At 71.8% G+C, this 18,994-nt stretch carries 15 protein-coding genes; 6 read left to right on the top strand and 9 right to left on the bottom strand.

What is annotated here, in order from left to right; translation table 11 throughout:
• Positions 1-116 precede the first annotated feature (116 nt).
• Entirely contained in the window at positions 117-2,984 is a 2,868-nt protein-coding gene (locus ABZ342_RS40655; protein ID WP_360485008.1) for a glycoside hydrolase family 9 protein, read from the bottom strand.
• A gap of 329 nt (positions 2,985-3,313) precedes the next feature.
• Here ABZ342_RS40655 and ABZ342_RS40650 point away from each other — a divergent pair, with 329 nt between their 5' ends.
• Both ABZ342_RS40650 and ABZ342_RS40645 read left to right on the top strand, forming a co-directional pair.
• Positions 3,314-4,636: a glycoside hydrolase family 6 protein gene (locus ABZ342_RS40650; RefSeq protein WP_360485014.1), complete on the top strand. Its 1,323-nt coding sequence runs from the start codon at positions 3,314-3,316 to the stop codon at positions 4,634-4,636.
• A gap of 196 nt (positions 4,637-4,832) precedes the next feature.
• Complete coding sequence (locus ABZ342_RS40645; RefSeq protein ID WP_360485005.1) at positions 4,833-5,381, top strand: hypothetical protein; 549 nt, start codon at positions 4,833-4,835, stop codon at positions 5,379-5,381.
• Positions 5,382-5,414: 33 nt separating this feature from the next.
• Here ABZ342_RS40645 and ABZ342_RS40640 read toward each other — a convergent pair whose 3' ends face one another.
• Positions 5,415-5,957, bottom strand: a complete 543-nt coding sequence (locus ABZ342_RS40640) for an isochorismatase family cysteine hydrolase (protein WP_360485002.1) — start codon at positions 5,955-5,957, stop codon at positions 5,415-5,417.
• A gap of 225 nt (positions 5,958-6,182) precedes the next feature.
• On the opposite strand from ABZ342_RS40640, the gene ABZ342_RS40635 reads away from it, so the two are divergent.
• The gene (locus ABZ342_RS40635; protein ID WP_360484999.1) at positions 6,183-9,317 is read left to right on the top strand and encodes a LamG-like jellyroll fold domain-containing protein; all 3,135 of its coding nucleotides are present in this window, start codon (positions 6,183-6,185) and stop codon (positions 9,315-9,317) included.
• Between the two features lie 67 nt (positions 9,318-9,384).
• Here ABZ342_RS40635 and ABZ342_RS40630 read toward each other — a convergent pair whose 3' ends face one another.
• A complete protein-coding gene (locus ABZ342_RS40630; protein WP_360484996.1) occupies positions 9,385-10,317 on the bottom strand; it encodes an oxidoreductase in 933 nt (310 codons plus the stop codon).
• A 153-nt stretch (positions 10,318-10,470) separates the two neighbouring features.
• Positions 10,471-11,406 carry an NADP-dependent oxidoreductase gene (locus tag ABZ342_RS40625; RefSeq protein WP_360484993.1) on the bottom strand — a complete coding sequence of 312 codons (936 nt, stop codon included), beginning with the start codon at positions 11,404-11,406 and terminating at the stop codon, positions 10,471-10,473.
• A gap of 80 nt (positions 11,407-11,486) precedes the next feature.
• Between ABZ342_RS40625 and ABZ342_RS40620 the strand changes: the two genes are divergently transcribed.
• From ABZ342_RS40620 to ABZ342_RS40610, 3 genes are all read left to right on the top strand, one after another.
• Positions 11,487-11,867, top strand: a complete 381-nt coding sequence (locus ABZ342_RS40620; RefSeq protein WP_155542703.1) for a helix-turn-helix domain-containing protein — start codon at positions 11,487-11,489, stop codon at positions 11,865-11,867.
• A 218-nt stretch (positions 11,868-12,085) separates the two neighbouring features.
• Positions 12,086-12,907 carry a GAF and ANTAR domain-containing protein gene (locus ABZ342_RS40615; protein WP_360484989.1) on the top strand — a complete coding sequence of 274 codons (822 nt, stop codon included), beginning with the start codon at positions 12,086-12,088 and terminating at the stop codon, positions 12,905-12,907.
• Positions 12,907-13,902: a putative zinc-binding metallopeptidase gene (locus ABZ342_RS40610; RefSeq protein ID WP_360484986.1), complete on the top strand. Its 996-nt coding sequence runs from the start codon at positions 12,907-12,909 to the stop codon at positions 13,900-13,902. The genes ABZ342_RS40615 and ABZ342_RS40610 overlap by 1 nt, the downstream gene beginning before the upstream one ends.
• Before the next feature lie 20 nt (positions 13,903-13,922).
• Here the strand turns inward: ABZ342_RS40610 and ABZ342_RS40605 are convergent, their stop codons facing one another.
• The 5 genes from ABZ342_RS40605 to ABZ342_RS40585 form a co-directional block, all read right to left on the bottom strand.
• The gene (locus ABZ342_RS40605; RefSeq protein WP_155542700.1) at positions 13,923-14,342 is read right to left on the bottom strand and encodes an ATP-binding protein; all 420 of its coding nucleotides are present in this window, start codon (positions 14,340-14,342) and stop codon (positions 13,923-13,925) included.
• Between the two features lie 94 nt (positions 14,343-14,436).
• The gene (locus ABZ342_RS40600; protein WP_360484982.1) at positions 14,437-15,825 is read right to left on the bottom strand and encodes a hypothetical protein; all 1,389 of its coding nucleotides are present in this window, start codon (positions 15,823-15,825) and stop codon (positions 14,437-14,439) included.
• Between the two features lie 11 nt (positions 15,826-15,836).
• Entirely contained in the window at positions 15,837-16,751 is a 915-nt protein-coding gene (locus ABZ342_RS40595; RefSeq protein ID WP_360484979.1) for a transporter substrate-binding domain-containing protein, read from the bottom strand.
• 20 nt (positions 16,752-16,771) lie between these two features.
• Positions 16,772-17,995, bottom strand: a complete 1,224-nt coding sequence (locus ABZ342_RS40590; RefSeq protein ID WP_155542698.1) for a 2-hydroxyacyl-CoA dehydratase family protein — start codon at positions 17,993-17,995, stop codon at positions 16,772-16,774.
• Entirely contained in the window at positions 17,992-18,993 is a 1,002-nt protein-coding gene (locus tag ABZ342_RS40585) for a 2-hydroxyacyl-CoA dehydratase family protein (RefSeq protein WP_360485011.1), read from the bottom strand. The genes ABZ342_RS40590 and ABZ342_RS40585 overlap by 4 nt, the downstream gene beginning before the upstream one ends.
• Between the last annotated feature and the right edge of the window lies 1 nt (position 18,994).

Genomic DNA, 18,994 nt, shown 5'->3' with positions numbered 1-18,994 from the left:
CATGGACTTCCAGATGTTGAGCCCGGCGAGCGTCGGCACCGCCCAGCCGCCCGAGCCGAAGAACAGCACCGGCTCGCCGGTGAGCTTCGTGAGCCGCCGGTTCGCGCCGGTTCCCGTCAGCCGCACGTCCTCCCGTCGATCGCGAAGGCCGCCGGGTTCGTGTTGCTTCCCGTGTAGCTGCCGTTGAAGCCGATCGCGACCGACTGCCCCGGGGCGACCGCAGCGTTCCAGGACAGCGCCGTGGCGGTCACCTCCGCCCCGGACTGCGCCCACGTCGCCGACCAGCCCTGCGTCACCTTCTGGGTGCCGGGGAACGTGAAGCCCAGTTTCCAGCCCTTCCACGCCGTGGTGCCGGTGTTCTTCACCGTGACCGTCGCGGTGAAGCCGCCGTTCCACGTGTTCGCCGCGTACGTCACCGCGCAGCCGCCCGCCGGCCGGGTCGTGAACGACGCGGCGGGCGAATCCGGGCTCGGCGTGCCCGCGCCGTTGCGCGCCACCACGACCACCGTGTACGCCGTCGACGGGGACAGGCCCGTCAAGGTCGCCGTCGTCCCGGTGACCGTGGTCAGCACCGTGCGGACCGAACCGGCCACCCGGACCACGTCGTAGCCCCGGACGCCGCTTTCCGGATCCGCGGCCGCCGTCCAGGTCACCGTGGCGCCGCTGTCCGACACGGCGGACACCGCGGGGGTGCCGGGCGCGGACGGCGGGGTCGTGTCCACGGTGGACGCCGACTTCTCGGCGGTCCAGCCGGCCAGCCAGGCCAGCGCCGCGTTCCAGTTGATCGCGACCTCGTTCACCGAGTACGCCTGGATGTCGTCGACGAAGCAGCGCTGCGGTGCGCACCCGGTGAGCAGCCGGGCCGCGGTCGGGTCCTGCAGGCCGCTGTTGGGGCCGCCGGACAGCGCGCCGGGCGGCGCGGACGGCAGCGACGCGTCCAGCTGGTGCGCCCAGAACCGGTGGTGCACGTTGCGCACCGGCTGGTCGCCGTGGCCGGACACGTAGGAGTAGTTCGCCGGGTTGCGGCCGAGCAGGTAGTCCATCGCCGCGAACGCGCCGTCGCGGTACCTGGCCTGCCGGGTGAGGTCGTAGGCCAGGGCGAGCACGACGCCGTTGTTGGCCACCAGGCCGTTGGACCCCCATTCGTACGAGCCGTCGGCCGTCCGGTAGGGCGCCGGGTAGCCCATCTCGGCCATCTGGGCCAGGTGGCTGTCGGCGGCCGTCGTGATCGCCGTCCTGATCGCCGCGACGTCCGCGGCCGGCAGGTCGGTCGGCACCACCGCGAGCGTGATGTCCCCGAGCGCTCCCGTCGAGGCCCAGTCGAAGCCGTGCGTGGTGAAGCTCTTGCCGCGGTAGAGCGGAGAGCCGGTGACGTCGGCCCGGTACGCGCTCTCGCCCGTGGTCGTGAACAGCTCCGCGGCGGCCCAGTAGAACTCGTCGGTGACGGTGTTGTCGCTGTAGGTGCCACCGCCGGTGCCGTCGTTCGGATCGGCGAGCACGGCCGGGTTCGCCTTGGCCGCGGCGTACGCCTTCCGCGCCGCGGCCAGCAGCTTCGCCGAGTACGCCGGGTCGGTGGTCCGCCACAGCCGGGACGCCTGCGCGGCGACCGCTGCCATGTTCAACGTCGCCGCGGTGCTCGGCGGCGACAGCCGGCGCGGCTGGCTGTCCTGGTCCGGCCGGGTGGGCAGGGACGTCCACTGCGCGTCGTGGATCTTGTGGTGCACCATGCCCGCGCGCGGTGCGCCGTCCGGTACCTGCATGGCGAGCAGGAAGTCGACCTCCCACCGCGCTTCGTCGAGGATGTCCGGCACGCCGTTGGCCCGTTCCGGGATGGCCAGCGTGCCGTCGCCCAGCGCGCTCGCGTCGCCCAGCCGCACGGCCCGCTCGTACTCGTCGAGCAGCTCCCACGCCGCGATCCCGCCGTTGACGACGTACTTGCCGTGGTCACCCGCGTCGTACCAGCCGCCGCGCACGTCGAGGGTGTAGCCGCAGTCCAGGTCCGCCCGGCAGGGGACGTTGTCGTCGCCCTGGTTCGGCGCGACGTTCACGTGCCCGGCCGGACGCGCGTAGGCGGCGCCGACGTACGCGGCGCCGATCGCGATACCGCTGCGCTGGTGGTAGAAGAACGCCAGTGAGTCGGAGCGCAGCCGCTGCAGCCCGGCGGCGGAGATGCCGAACGGGAAGCTCGTCTCGGTCCCGACGCTCAGCGTGTACCCGGTCCCCACGGTGTCGTAGGCGGAGAAGTCGATTTCGTGCACGTTTTCCCCGGAGGCCGCGTCCGCGCCCCGCGGCGTCGTCCGGCCGGTGGCCACCGCGGTGCCGGCGGAGTTCTTCAACGTCCAGGTCTGCGCGGTGGCCGAGTCGCTGATCAGCGTGGCCCGCTTGGGCAACCCGGGCGCGTAGCTCTCCTGGTTCACCCGGATGCCGCTCGTCGGCGGCAGGCCGCCGGGCGGGAGGACGCCGCCGATCAGCGAGATGTTGTCCAGGCACACGGTGTTGGCGGCGGCCTGGCCGCCGAACCAGAACGCCAGCTGGCCGTTGCCCGCCGCCGGGAAGTCCAAAGTGGACGTGAACGTGACCGTGAAGTGCTGCGTGGACGGGGTGACGGTCAGGTCGGTCCGGGAGATCTGCCGGTAGGGTGACACGGCTTCCCCGGCGACGGCGGAGATCTGCTGGGTGGTCGTCGCGTGCGCGTCGAAGGTCAGGGTGTACTGCTGGCCCGCCTCGAACGGCACCCCGTTCTGGCCGGACAGCGCGTCGTAGCCGTTGGCCGTGCCGCCGGGGACGTCGGTGCAGAACTCGCCGCCGGTCACGCGGCCGGTCGTGCCCGACCCGGCCCACCACGGGTCGGAGGTGCCGCTGGAGAAGCTGCCGTTGAGCAGCCGCTCGTAGTCCGCGGCGGACGCCGGTGCGGCGGCTCCGGCCAGTCCGAGGGCCACCACGACCAGCAGCACCGGTCCGGCTCTCAGCTTTCTCGCCCGCATACGCCATCTCCTCGTCGTCGTCGACTTACGGATGAACCGGACTGAGAGCGCTCCCAGGCGACGGTAACCGGCACTCGCACCCCTTGGCAATCGTCGCCGAAACTTTCGAAGGGCCCTTCCGCGAATTCGGGCGAGAACCCCTTCGCCCCCTTTCCCGATCCGGCATCCCCGGCTACAGTCCAAGCGAATTGGGAGCGCTCCCAGCCTTTTCGGTCCGGCGATGCCGGAGCGGAGACGGTGCTGCGTGCCCGGCACGTTCGCCGGCGCGGCCGTCCTCGCCCCGACGCCACCCCGTCGCTCGAAGGAGAAGGTGCATGCGAAGCAGGACAGTGGCAGCCGGTGCGCTCGCCGCGTTGGCCGTGAGCGGTGTCGTCGCCACGACCACGTTGGCGGGCGCGCGGGCCGCCGGGTCGGCGTACTACACCGACCCGGGTACCAACGCGGCCAGGTGGGTCGCGGCGAACTCCGGCGACTCCCGCGCCGCGGTCATCCGCGACCGCGTCGCCGCGGTGCCGCAGGCGAGGTGGTTCACCACCACGAACACCTCCACGGTGCGCGGCGAGGTGGACGCCTACACCGGGGCCGCGGCCGCCGCGGGCAAGATCCCGATCATGGTCGTCTACGACATCCCGAACCGTGACTGCGGCGGCGCCAGCAGCGGCGGCGCGCCGTCCCACGACGCCTACCGGGCGTGGATCGACCAGGTGGCGGCCGGGCTGGCGGGCCGGCCCGCGGCCATCGTGCTCGAACCCGACGTGCTCCCGCAGATGACGAACTGCCAGAACAGCGACCAGCAGCGCCAGACCACGGCGTCGATGGCGTACGCGGGCAAGAAGCTGAAGGCCGGTTCCACCCAGGCGAAGGTGTACTTCGACATCGGCCACTCCGCCTGGCTGTCCGCCGGCGAGGCCGCGACGCGGCTGCGGGCCGCCGACGTCTCCAACAGCGCCGACGGCATCTCCACCAACGTGTCCAACTACCGCGCGACCGCCGACGAGGTGGCCTACGACAAGGCGATCCTCGGCCAGCTCGGCGACTCGCGGCTGAAGGCCGTGGTGGACACGAGCCGCAACGGCAACGGGCCGCAGGGCAGCGAGTGGTGCGACCCCGGCGGGCGCGCGATCGGCACGCCGAGCACGAACCAGACCGGCGACGGCCAGATCGACGCGTTCCTGTGGGTCAAGCCGCCAGGCGAGGCGGACGGCTGCATCGCGACAGCCGGCCAGTTCGTGCCCCAGCGGGCCTACGACCTCGCCGTCGCGGCGGGTCCCGTGCCGACCACGACCCCGACCACGCCCACCACCGGCAGCACTCCCCCGACCAGCACGACCCCGCAGCCGTCCGGCGGCTGCGCCGTCACGCACCGGGTGGTCAGCACCTGGTCGACCGGCTACACCGGCGAAATCGTCATCGAAAACCGCGGAGCGCCGATCGACCATTGGACGCTCACGTTCTCCGCACCGGGCGTGACGGTCAGCCAAGGCTGGAACGGAAACTGGACCGACACCGGCGACATCGTCGAAGTCGGCAGCGCGGCGTGGAACGGCACCCTCGGCACGGGGGCGACCACGACGATCGGCTACAACGCGAACTACACCGGCAGCGCACCGCCTTTCCGATCGGCGACGCTGAACGGCGCCTCCTGCGCCTGATCACCGCGACCGCACGGGAAGTCCTCTCCGGAGAGGGCTTTCCGTGCGTTCCCTTGCACCGGAATGCCTCGCGATCTGCACGGACGGCCCGATCTCACGGCGATTGTGGACAGCGCACCGCATCGTCAGCATGATCTCCGGCATGGCAATGCAAATCCCCCGAAATGTGACTATTCCGGCTATCGGTGTCACAATAATGGCCGCGGCCCTGACCGTGGCCTGCTCGGCGAAATCGTCGAATGCCCCCGCGCCGCAGAGCATCCCCACTTCTTCCGCGTCACCGGCGGCCGGCACCACGAGTGCGGCCGCCGACGCGACGGCCAAGGCTTCGACCGCGGAACAGGCACTGGCCCAGTGGGTCGGCGCGGTCGTCTCCGGCGACTTCGTCCAGGCGTGCTCCGTCATGGCCGACGCCGGCCAAACGCCGCCGAAGACCTTCACCCCCGAAGCCTGCGCCGGCCAGGACAAGACCATGAAGGCGATGCGCAAGGTCCTCGACGGCTTGCACACCGCGTTCACCCCGGACAACGCGGCGAACCCGCCCAAGGTCGAGGTCGCGGGTCCGGCCGCCACCGGCGACTCGGCGAAGATCGCCGCCGAAAAGATCTCGGTCGAGGGGAAGAAGCTCGACGACATCGTCCTGTCCCACTCCACCGGCGTGAAGCCCGGCCAGACGAACATCACCTTCGGCCTGCAGAAGGTCGAGGAAGCCTGGTACGTCACCAAGTTCGACCTGGACTTCTGAGTCCGGGACGCCGGGAACGGCCGGCGCCGGGCGTCAACGCGAGCCGGCGCCGGACGTGACGGTGAACCCCCGGCTCGGGAAGATCCGGTCCATGAAGAACTCGTGCACGGCGGGATCTTCGTCGGCGCAGCAGTCCGCGAGCACGGAGACGCCGTAGCCACGGTCGGCGGCGTCATAGGCTGTCGCGGCGACCATCGCACTCGTCGCCACCCCGGCGAGGGTCACCGTCTCCACACCGCGGGCCCGCAGGACGAGGTCCAGGTCGGTACCGGCGAAGGCGCTCGCCCGGCGTTTGCGCACGACCACGTCTTCGGGGCGCACCGGCAGCTCGAGTTCGACGCCGGGCGAGCCCTCGTGGAAGACGTCGCCCGCTTCGAAGAACGCGGCGAACAGTGCGCTGTTCGGCGGCAGGTCCGCCCGGTTGACGCGGAAAGCGGTGTGGACGTGGACCACCAGCCCGCCATTCGCGCGCACGCGGGGCACCAGCTCGGTCAGCGGCCCCAGCACCTGCCGGGTGAAGGCGAAGGAACCGAGGATGCCTCGCTGGAGGTCGCCGATGATCAGTGCGGTGCCCATGGGATCAGCTTTCCACCGAGGCGCTCCCCGCGGCGGCCCGCCGTGGCCAGGACGCCGAGCCCGGCCACCTCGGTCACGGCGATCACCGGCAGTAGCGTAGCTCTCGGTGTTCGGCGTTCAGACCTGGAGATACCGCCATTCGGCGGTGGCCAGGAGTCCGATTTATCTGATTGGATCGCCCGAAGAGCGTTTTACAACGTTGTAAAAACGAAGGGGATCTCGCCGATGAGAAGAGCCGCTTCCGTCCTCCTCGCCCTCCTGGTGGCGCTGGGCGTGGCGTCGGGAACGCCGCCCGCCGGTGCCGCCGAGCCCCTGCACGGCCTGAAAGCCGAGTACTTCACGATGTCGGCGCCGGGCGCGCACGACTTCGCGAACCTGGCCGGCACCGCGCTCGACGGGGAGGTCGACCACCCGGACCTGACCTCGGTCTTCGGGCTGGTCGCCGGGCAGACGGAGAACACGACCGCCCGGTGGAGCGGGCAGCTCGCCGTGCCGCAGACCGGCGACTACACGTTCTACGCCATCGGCGACAACGGGTTCCGGCTGTTCGTCGACGGCGCGCCGGTGATCGACCACTGGGTCGGCGACTGGGACCGGGAGCAGACCAGCGCACCGGTCACGCTGACCGCCGGCCGGCAGTACGACTTCAAGCTGGAGATGTTCCAGGACACCGGCGGCGCGAACATGTTCCTGCGCTGGTCGAGCGCGGCCATCGCGAAGCAGATCGTGCCGCTGTCGGCGTTCACGCCGCCGGCCGGCTACACCGGCGTGCCGCGCTCGGCGGAGGTGTCGAAGGACGGTCGCACGCTCACGACCGGCTTCGACGGCCGCGTCTCGGGTACCGGCGACCTCGCCGACCACCTGCGGATCGCGGTCGACGCGACGCCGATGCCGGTCTCGCTCATCACGACGAACCGCGACCGGGTCACGATCCGGCTGGCCGAGAGGGTGCTGAAGGGCCAGCGGGTCACGCTCTACTACGACGGCGCGGGTGCGCTCGCGGTGGACGGCGCGAAGGTCGGCAAGACCGGACGCATCGTCGCGAACGCGTCGACGGAACGGCTCAGGACGCCGTGGGGCGAGGACGCCGACCCGCGCCACCCGTTGCCGGAATACCCGCGGCCGCAGCTCGAGCGCGACCAATGGGTCAACCTGAACGGCCCGTGGGAGTTCTCGGCCGCCAAGGAAGGCCAGCAGCCGGCGTTCGGCAAGCGGCTGCCCGAGAAGGTGATCGTGCCCTACCCGATCGAGTCGCAGCTTTCCGGGCTCGAACGGCACGAGGACCACATGTTCTACCGCCGCACGGTCACCGTCCCGCGCGACTGGAAGATCGGCGGCGGGCAGCGCCTCAAGCTCAACTTCGGCGCGGTCGACTACCAGGCCACGGTCTGGGTGAACGGCAAGCTCGTCGCCGAGCACACCGGCGGGTACACGGCGTTCAGCGCCGACATCACCGACGCGCTCAAGCGCGGCGACGAGCAGGAGATCGTCGTCGCCGTCACCGACACGACCGGCCCGTACCAGCCCAAGGGCAAGCAGTCCGCCAACCCCGGCGGCATCTTCTACACGCCGTCGTCGGGCATCTGGCAGACGGTGTGGCTGGAACCCGTGGCGGACAAGGGCATCGACGAGATCAAGACGACTCCCGACCTCACCACGAACTCGCTGGCGCTGAACGTCAAGTCCGCCGGCAACGCCACCGTCACGGCGGTCGCCAAGGACGCGCGCGGCCGGCAGGTCGCCACGGTCACCGGACCGGCGAACGCGAACCTGAAGCTGCCGGTGCCGAACCCGCACCTGTGGACGCCGGACGACCCGTACCTGTACCAGCTGGAGGTCAAGCTGGGCGGCGACCGGGTCAAGAGCTACTTCGGCATGCGCTCCACGGGCATCACGAACGTCAACGGTGTCCCCAAGCTGACGCTCAACGGCAAGCCGTACTTCTCCCTGATGCAGCTGGACCAGGGCTTCTACCCGGACGGCCTGAACACCGCGCCGAGCGACGAAGCCCTCGTCTTCGACCTGAAGGCGCAGAAGGACCTCGGCTTCAACGCCGTCCGCAAGCACATCAAGGTCGAGCCCGCCCGCTGGTACTACCACGCGGACCAGCTCGGGCTGCTGGTGTGGCAGGACTTCGTGTCCGTCGAGGACGGCAACAACCCCGCGGCGCAGCAGGCGTGGCTCAGCCAGGGCCTGGAAGAGATGCACCAGCTGCAGAACTACCCGTCCGTCTACGCCTGGATCGTGTTCAACGAAGGCTGGGGCGAGTGGGACAAGACCGCCACCGGCCGGATCACCGACCAGGTCAAGGCCACCGACCCGAGCCGCATCGTCAACGCCCACAGCGGGGTGAACTGCTGTGCCTCCAAGGGTGACTCGGGCGCGGGCGACGTCATCGACCACCACGACTACAACAACACCGATCCGGCGCGTTCGGACGGCAAGCGTGTCGCGATGGACGGTGAGCACGGCGGCTTCACGCTACGCACGCCGGGCCACCAGTGGCCGGGTGCGCCGATCGCGATCTACAGCGGTGTCGAGGACAAGGCGGCGCTGACGGCGAAGTACGTCGACAACACCCGCACGTTCTACCTCGGGCAGGCGCGGGCCGAGCTGTCGGCGTCGGTCTACACGCAGGTCACCGACCTGGAAGGCGAGCTCAACGGGCTCTGGACCTACGACCGCAAGCGCATCAAGGTCGACCCGGGTCCCGTCCGCGAGATCAACCGGCGCGTGATCGAGGCCGGTGCCAATGCGGGCAAGCCGTACCCCTACGCGGGGAAGGGTTCGTGGAACCTCGACGAGCGCCGGGGCACGACCGCGAAGGATTCGAGCGGCGGCAACAACCCGCTGACGCTCACCCCCACCGGGGCGGCCTTCAAGGACGGCGCACTGCAGTTCACCGGCGGCTCCGCGGACACCTACGGCCCGGTCGTCGACACGACCGGTGACTACACCGTGTCCGCGAAGGTGCGGCTCGACGCGCTGCCCGGCAACTACGCGACCGCGGTGAGCCAGGACGGCCGGGAGCGCGAAAGCCCGTTCTACCTGCAGTACGGGCAGGGCGCGTTCGCGTTCAGCACGCCCGGCGGCAACCGGGCCCGGTACGAGGTCGTGCCGGAGATCGGCCGCTGGTACCAGCTCACGGGTGTGCGGGCGGGCAACGAGATCCGGCTCTACGTGGACGGGGTGAAGGTGGCGACGGCCCCGGCCGGACCGGCGCTGGTCAGCACCGGCGCGTTCACGGTCGGCCGAGCCAAGTACGACGGCCGCAACGTCGACTTCTGGCCCGGCGCGGTCGACGAGGTCGCCGTGACCGGCAAGGCGTTGACGGACACGGAGGTGGCCCAGCTCCCCTGAGCCCTTCCTCGGACGGCGCGGGTGCCACGAATCGCGGCACCCGCGCCGTTCCGCGTCGCACGTCTCGTCACGGCAGCGGGTAACGCACCCCGGTGAGCTGCTCGCACCGCTCCCACACCATCGCCCCCGCACCCTCGTCGCGCGCGACCGCGGCCGCCTCGACGCGTTCCGGCCGACCCTTGATGCCGTGTGGCCCGGCCGGGCCGTACAGGTCACCTCCGCGAACCTGCGGATCGACGGCCGCCCGCAGTGTGGGCAAAGCGCCTTCGGCCGCCGTGTTGACCAGCGGCGCCAGCAGCCACCGGACCGGCGGTGCCGAAGCCACCCGCAGCACACCGCCGCTGTTGCGGCCGAATTCGGTGGCCGCCGCCCCGGGGTGGGCGGCCACCGAAATCGCCGGCGTCCCGGCTGCCGCCAGCCGTCGCTGGAGCTCCGTGGCGAACAGGACGTTGGCCAGCTTCGTCTGCGTGTAGGCGCGCCAACGGCGGTACCGGCTCTTCGCGAAGCCGAGGTCGTCGAGGAGCAGCCGGCCCATCTCGTGGCCGCCGCTGGTCACCGTGACGATCCGCCCGGCCGGTGCGGCCGTCACGCGGTGCAGCAGCAGCCCGGTGAAGGCGAACGGCCCCAGCTGGTTGGTGACGAACGTCCGGTCCACGCCGTCCACAAGGGACAGTTTCCCGAACGCGGCTCCGGCGTTGTTGATCACCAGGTCGATGTGGTCGAACTCCTCGTCGAGGACCGCCGCCGCCGTGCGGACCGACGCCGCGTCCGCGAGGTCCAGCCGGACGGTGCGGAGGTCGGCATCCGGTGCGGTCGCCCGGATCGCGTCGCACGCCGCGGCGGCCTTGCCCGTGTCCCGGCACGCCAGGACCACCCGCGCGCCCCGTTCGGCGAGCATCCTCGCGGTCTCGAAGCCGACCCCGGAATTCGCGCCGGTGACGACCGCGATCCGCCCTCGCTGATCCGGGATGTCGGCGGCGGTCCAGCCCGAGCTCGCCATGAGCGCGTTCCCTCCTCGACGCGACGTCGTCGCACCGCAGTTCCGGCGTATGCCGCAAAAGACTAGGGAACGTCGACGGGGTCGCGAATCCCCGCTCCGGGGACAGCGCGGGTAGCTCCCCCGAGGGACATCGAGCGGAAGAACGGCCGGGCCTCAGCCGGGCATCGTGAGGACGACCTTGCCCCGCAGGTGCCCACGGTCGAGCAGCCGGTGCGCGTCGGCGATGCGCTCGAACGGGAAGGTCTCCTGGACGTGGACCCGGAGGCGGCCCCGGTCGACGAGATCGGCGAGGCCTCGCAGGGCGACCGGATCGGGGTCGACCGCGATGCCGCTGAAGCGACTGCCGGCCGTCTCGCACCGGGCGGCGAGGTCCGCGTTGTCCTCCGCGACCGCCGTCACCAGGTGACCGCCGGGGCGGAGCACGTCGAGCGACCGTTCGGCCGTCTCGCCGCCGATCGTGTCCAGGACCACGTCGACGTCGCGAACCGCGCCGGTGAAGTCGACCGCCGTGTAGTCGACGACTTCGTCGGCACCGAGTTCCTTGACGAAGCCGGCCTTGTCGCCGCTCGCCGTCGCGATCACGTACGCGCCGAGCGCTTTCGCGATCTGGACGGCGACGTGGCCGACCCCGCCGCCGCCCCCGTGCACCAGAACGCGATCGCCCTCGGCCACCCCGGCGAGGTCGACCAGGCCCTGCCACGCCGTCAAGCCGGCGATCGGCAACGCCGACGCCTCGACGTGGGACAGCGAAGCCGGCTTGCGCGTCAGGTGCAGAGCCGGCGCCGCCACCAGTTCGGCGTACCCGTCGGCCGCGCGCGGGAACAGGGGCATCCCGAACACGTCGTCGCCGGGCCGGAACCGCCACGTCTGCGGCGACGCCTCGACCACTCCGCTGATGTCCCAGCCGAGGACGAAGGGCGGCCGGCCGAGCAACGGGAACTCGCCGGCGCGCAGCCGCGCCTCCAGCGGGTTCAGCCCGATCGCCTTGACCCGGACGACGACTTCGGTCGGCCGGGGCCGGGGCTCGGGGGCGTCCACGACGGTGAGGACCTCGGGACCACCGAACGACTGCTGGGTGATGACCTTCATGGTCTCCTGACTCCTTTTTCGGGTGAGCTGCGACCCCAAGCTATGGTCCCGATGGGAACCCCCGGGTACCTTTCGGCGCCATGAGCGGTTTCCGCCCCCGGGACTTCTTCCTCGCCGACTGCCCCGGGCGCCTCGCGGTCGAGCTGATCGCCGACAAGTGGACGGTGGTCGTGCTCGCCGGCCTCAGCGAGGGCCCGGTGCGCCACGGCGACCTGGTGGAGCTGATCGGCGGCATCTCCCGCAAGATGCTCACCCAGACGCTCCGGCGGCTCGAGGCACACGGGCTCGTCCACCGCCGCGCCTACGCCGAGGTGCCGCCCCGCGTCGAGTACGAACTGACCCCGCTGGGGAAGACCCTGATCGACCCGATCCACGTCCTGACCGAGTGGGCCAGGACGAACGGCGACGCCGTGCTGGCCGCGCTCGACGCCGGATCCTCGGCGGCACCTCGCGGCTCTTGACGAAACACGGCGGCAAGATCACGCACGCGTGAAACCGGCCCCAGTGGGTACACGCGCTTGTCTCCTTGTGAGACGAAGGGTGGCGCCGGTTGAGCCAGCAGCCGGCGCCACCGCCCGGCCTCGGGGCCTCCGAGAGCTTGATCACGTCGGTGGCGACCGGCACCGCCGGTGTCGATCCGGTACCCGGCCCACGAGCCACCACGGAGGAGGATTCCGACATGAGCGATGTCGACAAGCAGACCGACGTCGGCTGGGAAGCGGATCGTGTCCGGTTCCGCGCCGATCCGGCCGGTGACGGCTGGGACCGTTGTCCCCTCCCGGAAGACGGGCCGCTGGCTCACCACTTCGGCGCTTTGGCCGGCACGCTGCTGGAGGCCGAAACCCTGCACGAGGCGATGAGCCAGGTGGTCGTCGCGGCGTTGCGCATCGTGCCGGAGGCGGATCTGGCCAGCATCACCCTCCGCTCCCCCGACGGCGGCTTCCACACGGCGGTGAGCACCGACGAGACCGCGGAGGAGCTGGACCGGATCCAGTACCTGACCGGCGAAGGCCCCTGCGTGGCGGCGGCGGAGCACCGAGGTCCCGGCCACGCGCTGGCCGACGACCTGGCCCGCTCGGCGGAGTTCCCGGAGTTCGGTCCGCGCGCCGCCGAACTCGGCTTCGGGTCGCTCCTGGCGACCACGCTGCTCACCGAGCGCGACTCCGACCGGGAACCCGGCGCCATCAACCTCTACAGCCGGCGGCGCGGAGCTTTCGGCGACGGAGCGGTCGACCACGCGCTGGTCCTCTCGGCCCACGCCTCGGTCGCGCTGGCCGGGACCGCCGCGCACACGGCGGCCGCACTGCGCGAAGAGCAGTTGCGGCGCGCCATCGACAGCCGGGACGTGATCGGCCAGGCCAAAGGGATCTTGATGAACCGCCGCGGGGTGAGCGCCGACGAAGCGTTCGACATCCTGCGTCGCACCTCCCAGGAGCTCAACGTCAAACTGAGCCGGCTGGCCCACACCCTCACCGAGCGGCACCAGGAACTGGACGGCTGATGCGCACGTTCACCTGCCCGGAATGCGCCAACCTGCTGTTCTTCGAGAACTCCCGGTGCGTGGTCTGCGGCACCGCCGTCCGCTACGACCGTGCGACCCGCGCGATGGTCGAAGCCGAGGACTCGCACGGGTGCGCCAATGCCGAGCTCGCCGGGTGCAACTGGACCGCGGCCGAGGGCATGCTGTGCGGCTGCTGCGCCTTGACGAGAACGCGGCCCGACGACGGCGACGACCGGGCCCTCGACGCGTTCCGCCGGGCGGAAGCCGCCAAGCGCCGGCTCGTTTACCAGCTCGACGACCTCCGCCTGCCGGTGACCGACCGCACGGCCGATCCCCGGCAGGGCCTCGCTTTCGACCTACTGTCCAGCCGCGACCGCCCGGTGACCACCGGGCACGCCGGCGGCGTCATCACGATCGACCTCGCCGAGGGCGACGACAGCCACCGTGAAGCCGTCCGCGCCCGCCTCGACGAGCCCTACCGCACGCTGCTCGGCCACTTCCGGCACGAGGTCGGGCACTGGTACTGGGACCGCCTCGTCGCCGACGGGCCCGCGCTGCCGGAGTTCCGCCGGCTGTTCGGCGACGAACGAGCCGACTACCGGCAGGCCCTGAGCGACCACTACGCGACGACGCCCGGCACCGCGTGGGCGGAGAGCCACGTCAGCCACTACGCCGCGGCGCACCCGTGGGAGGACTGGGCCGAGACGTTCGCCCACCTGCTGCACATCCGCGACACCGTGCAGACCGCCGCGGCGGTGGGCGTGCTCGTGGCCGGCGACCCGATCGAGCCCCACCGGAGCACCCCGGTCGACGCCATCCCCGACGAGCACGGCGACGACCTCGACGTCCTGCTGGCGACGTGGACGCCGTTGTCGCGCGCCCTCAACCAGCTCAACCGCAGCATGGGCAAGGACGACCTCTACCCGTTCGTCCTCGCGCCCCGGGTCCACGCCAAGCTGAAGTTCGTCGACGACCTCGTGCGGCCCGGCCGCTGACCGGCCGGGCGGGCACCGCGTCAGCCGAGCCGGACCACGGCCCACACCGTCTTGCCCGCGTCATCGACGGCCTGGCCCCAGGTGCTCGCCCCGTCGCCGACCATCCGCATCCCGCTCACGCTGCGGACGTCGGGAGCCGGAACGTACGCGAGCGCCGGACTGTGGTCGGCGACCTTCACCACCACCCGGTCCGTCTCCACGGCGAGCACGACGTGGCGGCAACCCCCGCCGTGGAGCACGGCGTTCGACATCAGTTCGTCGACCACCAGCAGCACGTCGGTGACCCGGTCTTCGGGGAGGTCCGGGCTGACCTGCCGGAGGGTCCACCGCGTCCACGCGCGGGTCCGGCCGGGGCTCTCCGGGCCGTCTCCGGGCACCAGCACGCAGCGGGCCTTCGTCCGGGTGGGCGTCGCGGGGTCCTGCGGGTCGTCGATCGTCACCGGGGCCTGCCTTTCGCCGAAGTCGAACCGAGGGCTACCCGTTCCCCCCGCGTTTACTCCGCCGCGACGCCGTGACGCCGTGACGCCGTGGTGACTACCCCCGGCCGACCGCGGGATAGGCGCGGTTGAACCGCGGCGGCGTGTAGGGCAGATAGCGTCCTTGCCCGCCGTCCACGGCCATCGCCAGGCGGTTCATCGTCGCGGGTGCGGTGTCCGGCCAGTGCCCGGTCCGCAGCCGCGCCAGCATCCGGTCGATCGCCGCCTGCTGCTCGCCGGTGGTGTAGGTGCAGTGGCCGGCGGTCCGGACGTAGGTCTGCCGGAGCAGGGACGCGGTGCCCGCCCGGCCGGCCAGTGCGCCGTAGGACTGCTGCTGGGCGACGGTCGAGATCTGGTCGCCGGTCCCGTTGACGGTGAGCACCGGGATCCGCAGGTCGCCGGTGAACACGATGCCCCGCTCCAGGTGGCGGACGGCCGCGGGATCGGCGGACACGCGGGGTTCGGCCGCGAGCCGTCCCAGGTCCGCGCGCAGGTCGAGCCCCGCCCGCTCGTACAGCCGGCGCACGGCGTTCCGCTGGTCCGGCGTCGCCGTCGCGAGCTGGCGTGCGTAGTCGACGCCGGTGTTCCACGACGGGTTCCCGCCCGTCACCTGCTCGATCGCCCGGCGGCTGCTGACCGCCTGCCCGAGGTAGGGCAGCGGACCACCGGCGAGCGCCAGGTACATTCCCTGCTCGACGCCGTCGGCGTCACGGCCGTCCGGCACCGGGGTCGTCGTGCCGTCGGCGGCCAAGCCCCAGCCCGGCAGCTGGCCGATCGCCGCCGCGAGCGCGATGCGTGCCCGGCCCGCCGCGGTGCCCTGCGCCGACGTCACCGCCGACAGCCACCGCTGCTGGGTGCCGGGGACGTCGGCGGGGATGCCGGTGACCGGCAGGGCGGTGTCGCGGAACAGCAGGGTCTTGAGCGTGAAGACGGTGTCGAGCTTCTGGTTCCACTGCCCGACCGAGCCGCCGAGGCCGCCGCACATCGGGACAGCCGCGTCGAAGCGGTCCGGGTGCACCTGCGCGGCGCCGGCGGCGACCATGCCGCCCATCGAGCGGCCTTCGGCGATCGCGTACCGGGCCGGGCCGAACGCGGTTTCGAACCGGCGAAGCGCTTCCGCCTGGTTGTCGATGGCTCGCGCGATGTTCCAGCCGGTGACCGTGCGCGTGGTGCCGCCCACGGCGTAACCGCGCTCCAGCAGGCTCGCGGTGAGTGCGCTCGCCAGGCCGCCCGCGGCGAAGTCGAGGTCCACCAGCACGGCGCCGTTCCAGCGGCCCGGTCTGGCGAAGGTGTACGGCGTGCCGTCGGCCAGCTGCCCGTCGACGCACCGCGCGGCCGAAACCGGTGCGGGGCAGGGTTTCCCGGCTTCCGCCGCGTGCGCGGTCGCGGGGAGACCGGCCGCCAGGACCGTGAGCACGGCCAGGTGGGACAGCACCTTGGTGCGCATGAGCAGCTCCTTCATCCCTGCGAGGCCGCGTTGAGGACCGGCTTCGGAACCGAGACCTGGTTGAGTCCCCAGCGGGACATGATTCCGACGTAGGTACCGTCCTGGAAAAGCTCTTCGAACACCTTCTGCAGGACCGGCCCCAGCTTCGAGGACTTGGGGACGTACAACGCCAGGTCGTCCTTGGTCGCTCCCTGCGCTTCGGTCTGGGTGACGTACTTGTTCCCCCCTTGCCGCTGCGTGACGTCGATCGCGGCGGCCTCGGTCATGCCGGCGGCGTCCGCGCGGCCCGAGCGGGTGGCCAGCAGCGTGGCGTCGGTGTCGTCGAGCCCGACCGTCCGCGTGGCCGGGCGCTTGCTTTCCGTGCAGAACCGGGACAGCTTGTTCAGCTGGTCTTCCACGACGCTGGCGGTCACCACGGCGACGCGCTTGCCGCAGAGGTCTTCGACCCGGGCGATCCCGGCCGTCGAGCCGGTCGGGAACACGTACGCGGTGCGGGTGGTCATCCAGGTGATCGTGTCGAACTGCTTCTCGCGCTCGGCGGTGGCCTTGACCGGGCCGTTGAACGCGTCGTACCGGTTGCCCAGCATGCCCTGGAGCGCGGCCGGGAGCCCGGCGACGACGGTGGTCCGCGTCCGCACCCCGAGCACCTGGCCGATCGCAGCCTGGAAGTCGGCGTCGATTCCGGTGACCGACCCGTCCGGGGCGACCGTGCGGTAGGGCGGGTGGGAGTCGCCGGCGAACCGGATCACCCCGGCGTCCTTGATCGCCTGCGGCAGCGCGTCGTGCAAGGACTGCACCACGGCGAGGTTCGTCCCGGTCGCCAGCGGCGGCGAGCCGGCTCCCACCGTGCACCCGCCGGCCGCCAGGCCGAGGGCGGCGGCCGCGAGGATCGTTCTTCGGCTTCGTCGGCGAAGAGGTCGTCTCACAGGGGTTCCTTTCCTGACGGTCAAAGCAATGCGTCGAGCCAAGCGGTCATGCGCGCGTCGAGGTCGCCGCCCGTGCGGGCGTCGACGTTGTCCGCGTGCAGTTCGAGCACCGGGACGCCCGCCGCGCGCAGGGCCCGGGTGGTGAAATAGCTGCCGCGGGCGTCGTCGGAGACCAGGTGCACCACCCCGTCCACCCCGTGGTGCCGGGCCTCCTTCACGTACCACTCCGCCGACCACGGCGGTGTGTAGAGCTGGTCGCCGAAGGCGGCGAAGCGGGCGGCGAGGGCGCGCAGCGGGTCGTCGCCGTAGCGCAGGTAGCCGTCGGCCGCGATGGCCAGGTACATCGACCACACGAAGACCGCGCCGTGCGACCGCTGGAACCGCTGGTAGAACTCGAGGTCGAACCACAGCCCGCGGCCGATCCACATCAGCCGCAGCCGCTCGTCCGGGCACACCGCGACGCCCGTGTCGATCCGCTCGCGCACCTCGTCGTGGAACGCGCGCGCGGCGTCGCGCGCCCATTCGGTCCCGCGATGCCACTGGGGCACCATGACGCTCGGGATGCCGTCGGTGACGGCGATCGGGCACGGCCGGGCGGCGGCGATGAGGTCACGGGTGCGGCGGTTCCACTCCTGCTGCTCGTTGACCAGGTCCAGGACCTCCCGGAACCGCGTCTCGGAGAACACCCGGCCGGTCGTCTGCTCCAGGAACCGGATCAGCCCGGTCAGCTCGCCGGTCAGCAGGTCGAGACGGTCGCTGCCGATGGCCTCCTCCCAGCGGTGCGGCATCAGCTCCCACCACCGCTCCGGAACCTCGTTCTCCGCCGCGCTCTCGAGCGGGTAGTAGGTGACGCCGGGCTGGGCGTCCCAGACGTCGAAGATCTTCCGGGACGCGTCGCCGGTGGTCTCCCCCAGCACGATCGACGGCTTCGGCAGCCCACCCCACGGCGCCTGGCCGGGATCGTCCTCGAACGCCGACGCGAGCGACGTCGCGCTGTACTGCTCGACGTAGTCGGGGTAACCGCGTTCGCGCAGCAGCCCGAGGTAGCGCTGGGTCTGGCGTTTCGCCGCGACGATCGAGGCCCACCACTGGTTGACCACGTACGGGATGTCCATGGCGCGGAAGATCTCCTGGGGCGCGTCCGCGTTGACCAGCGCCACGGGGCCATCGGCGGCGCGGACCCGGGCGAACCACTCGCGCTGGTAGGCGGTCGCGGTGGTCGCCGACGCCAGCCGGGCGGTCATGCCGCCGCTCCCGCCGGGACCAGGGCCGCCAGCGCCTCGGGAGTCAGCTCGCCGTAGGGCTGCCGCTCGGCCAGGACCGCGCGCAGCCCGGTCGCGGCCCGCTGCTCCGGGAAGTCCCACGGCGGCGCGTCGTCGTGGACGCGCGCGTAGGAGAACAGGACCTCCGCACCGCAAGCGCGAGCAGCCGCGGCCGTGTGCGCGGCGCGCTGCCGGATGGACGCGCGGGGGGCGGCGGGGCCGTTGTGCTGGTAGCGCTCGGCGAGCGCGAGTTCCGTGGGCGCCGCACAGGTGCGGGCGAACAGCAGCTCCCCCCAGTCGTGGTCCTCCCCCACGACGAGGAAACCGTTGTGCTCCAGCGTTTCGTACACCTCCGGGGAGTCGTGCGAGCTCCCGGTGAGGAACAGCCGCACCCCTTCGGTCTCGCGGGGGTCGGCGAGGACCCGATCGACGAGCGCGATGGCCTCCGTGACCGGCACCGCGGTGGTCGCGGCGACGAGTGCGAGGAAGCGGGTGCCGCTCAGCCGGTTCGCCCGGCGCAGGGCGGCGGCCTGCCCAAGCGACCGCCGGAGGGTGTCGTGGGCGGTGATGGCCGCGGCGAGGTCGTCGTCGCCGATCGGCCGCCACTGCCCCAGCCACTCGCGCAGCTGCGCGATCTTCGCGTGGACGTACCGGGTGGTCGTGTGGTGCGGCAGGTGCAGGACGTCCACCAAGCGCACCGGCGGCAACCGCCGCTCCGGCTCGACCCGGTGCAGCTCGCGCAAGGCGTAGAACAGCCGCAGCGAGGCTTCGCAGTCGCGGGACACCACGATGGCTTCGAGCGGACCGTAGTCCTCGGCGAGGATCCGCGTCAGGATCGACCGGGCCACCGGGTCCACGCCCCGGCCCAGGTACCGGTCGCCGGGCGCGCGGTCCTGGCCGGGCTTTCCGGTCAGCCGCAGCGGGAGCAGCCCCGCCGCGGTGATCAGCTCGACCGGGACGTCCGCGCCGACGTACCCCACG

The organism is Amycolatopsis sp. NPDC005961 (genome assembly GCF_040629235.1).
Taxonomy (GTDB): Bacteria; Actinomycetota; Actinomycetes; order Mycobacteriales; family Pseudonocardiaceae; genus Amycolatopsis; species Amycolatopsis camponoti.
The sequence above is the reverse complement of the archived record's forward strand: the minus strand, read 5'-3'. Positions and strand labels throughout refer to the sequence as shown.

What these genes read in the sequence shown, in the direction of transcription:
- ABZ342_RS40655 (WP_360485008.1), bottom strand. Translation starts at nt 2,984, where the DNA reads ATGCGGGCGAGAAAGCTGAGAGCCGGACCGGTGCTGCTGGTCGTGGTG.
- ABZ342_RS40645 (WP_360485005.1), top strand. Translation starts at nt 4,833, where the DNA reads ATGGCCGCGGCCCTGACCGTGGCCTGCTCGGCGAAATCGTCGAATGCC.
- ABZ342_RS40640 (WP_360485002.1), bottom strand. Translation starts at nt 5,957, where the DNA reads ATGGGCACCGCACTGATCATCGGCGACCTCCAGCGAGGCATCCTCGGT.
- ABZ342_RS40635 (WP_360484999.1), top strand. Translation starts at nt 6,183, where the DNA reads ATGAGAAGAGCCGCTTCCGTCCTCCTCGCCCTCCTGGTGGCGCTGGGC.
- ABZ342_RS40630 (WP_360484996.1), bottom strand. Translation starts at nt 10,317, where the DNA reads ATGGCGAGCTCGGGCTGGACCGCCGCCGACATCCCGGATCAGCGAGGG.
- ABZ342_RS40625 (WP_360484993.1), bottom strand. Translation starts at nt 11,406, where the DNA reads ATGAAGGTCATCACCCAGCAGTCGTTCGGTGGTCCCGAGGTCCTCACC.
- ABZ342_RS40620 (WP_155542703.1), top strand. Translation starts at nt 11,487, where the DNA reads ATGAGCGGTTTCCGCCCCCGGGACTTCTTCCTCGCCGACTGCCCCGGG.
- ABZ342_RS40615 (WP_360484989.1), top strand. Translation starts at nt 12,086, where the DNA reads ATGAGCGATGTCGACAAGCAGACCGACGTCGGCTGGGAAGCGGATCGT.
- ABZ342_RS40610 (WP_360484986.1), top strand. Translation starts at nt 12,907, where the DNA reads ATGCGCACGTTCACCTGCCCGGAATGCGCCAACCTGCTGTTCTTCGAG.
- ABZ342_RS40600 (WP_360484982.1), bottom strand. Translation starts at nt 15,825, where the DNA reads ATGCGCACCAAGGTGCTGTCCCACCTGGCCGTGCTCACGGTCCTGGCG.
- ABZ342_RS40590 (WP_155542698.1), bottom strand. Translation starts at nt 17,995, where the DNA reads ATGACCGCCCGGCTGGCGTCGGCGACCACCGCGACCGCCTACCAGCGC.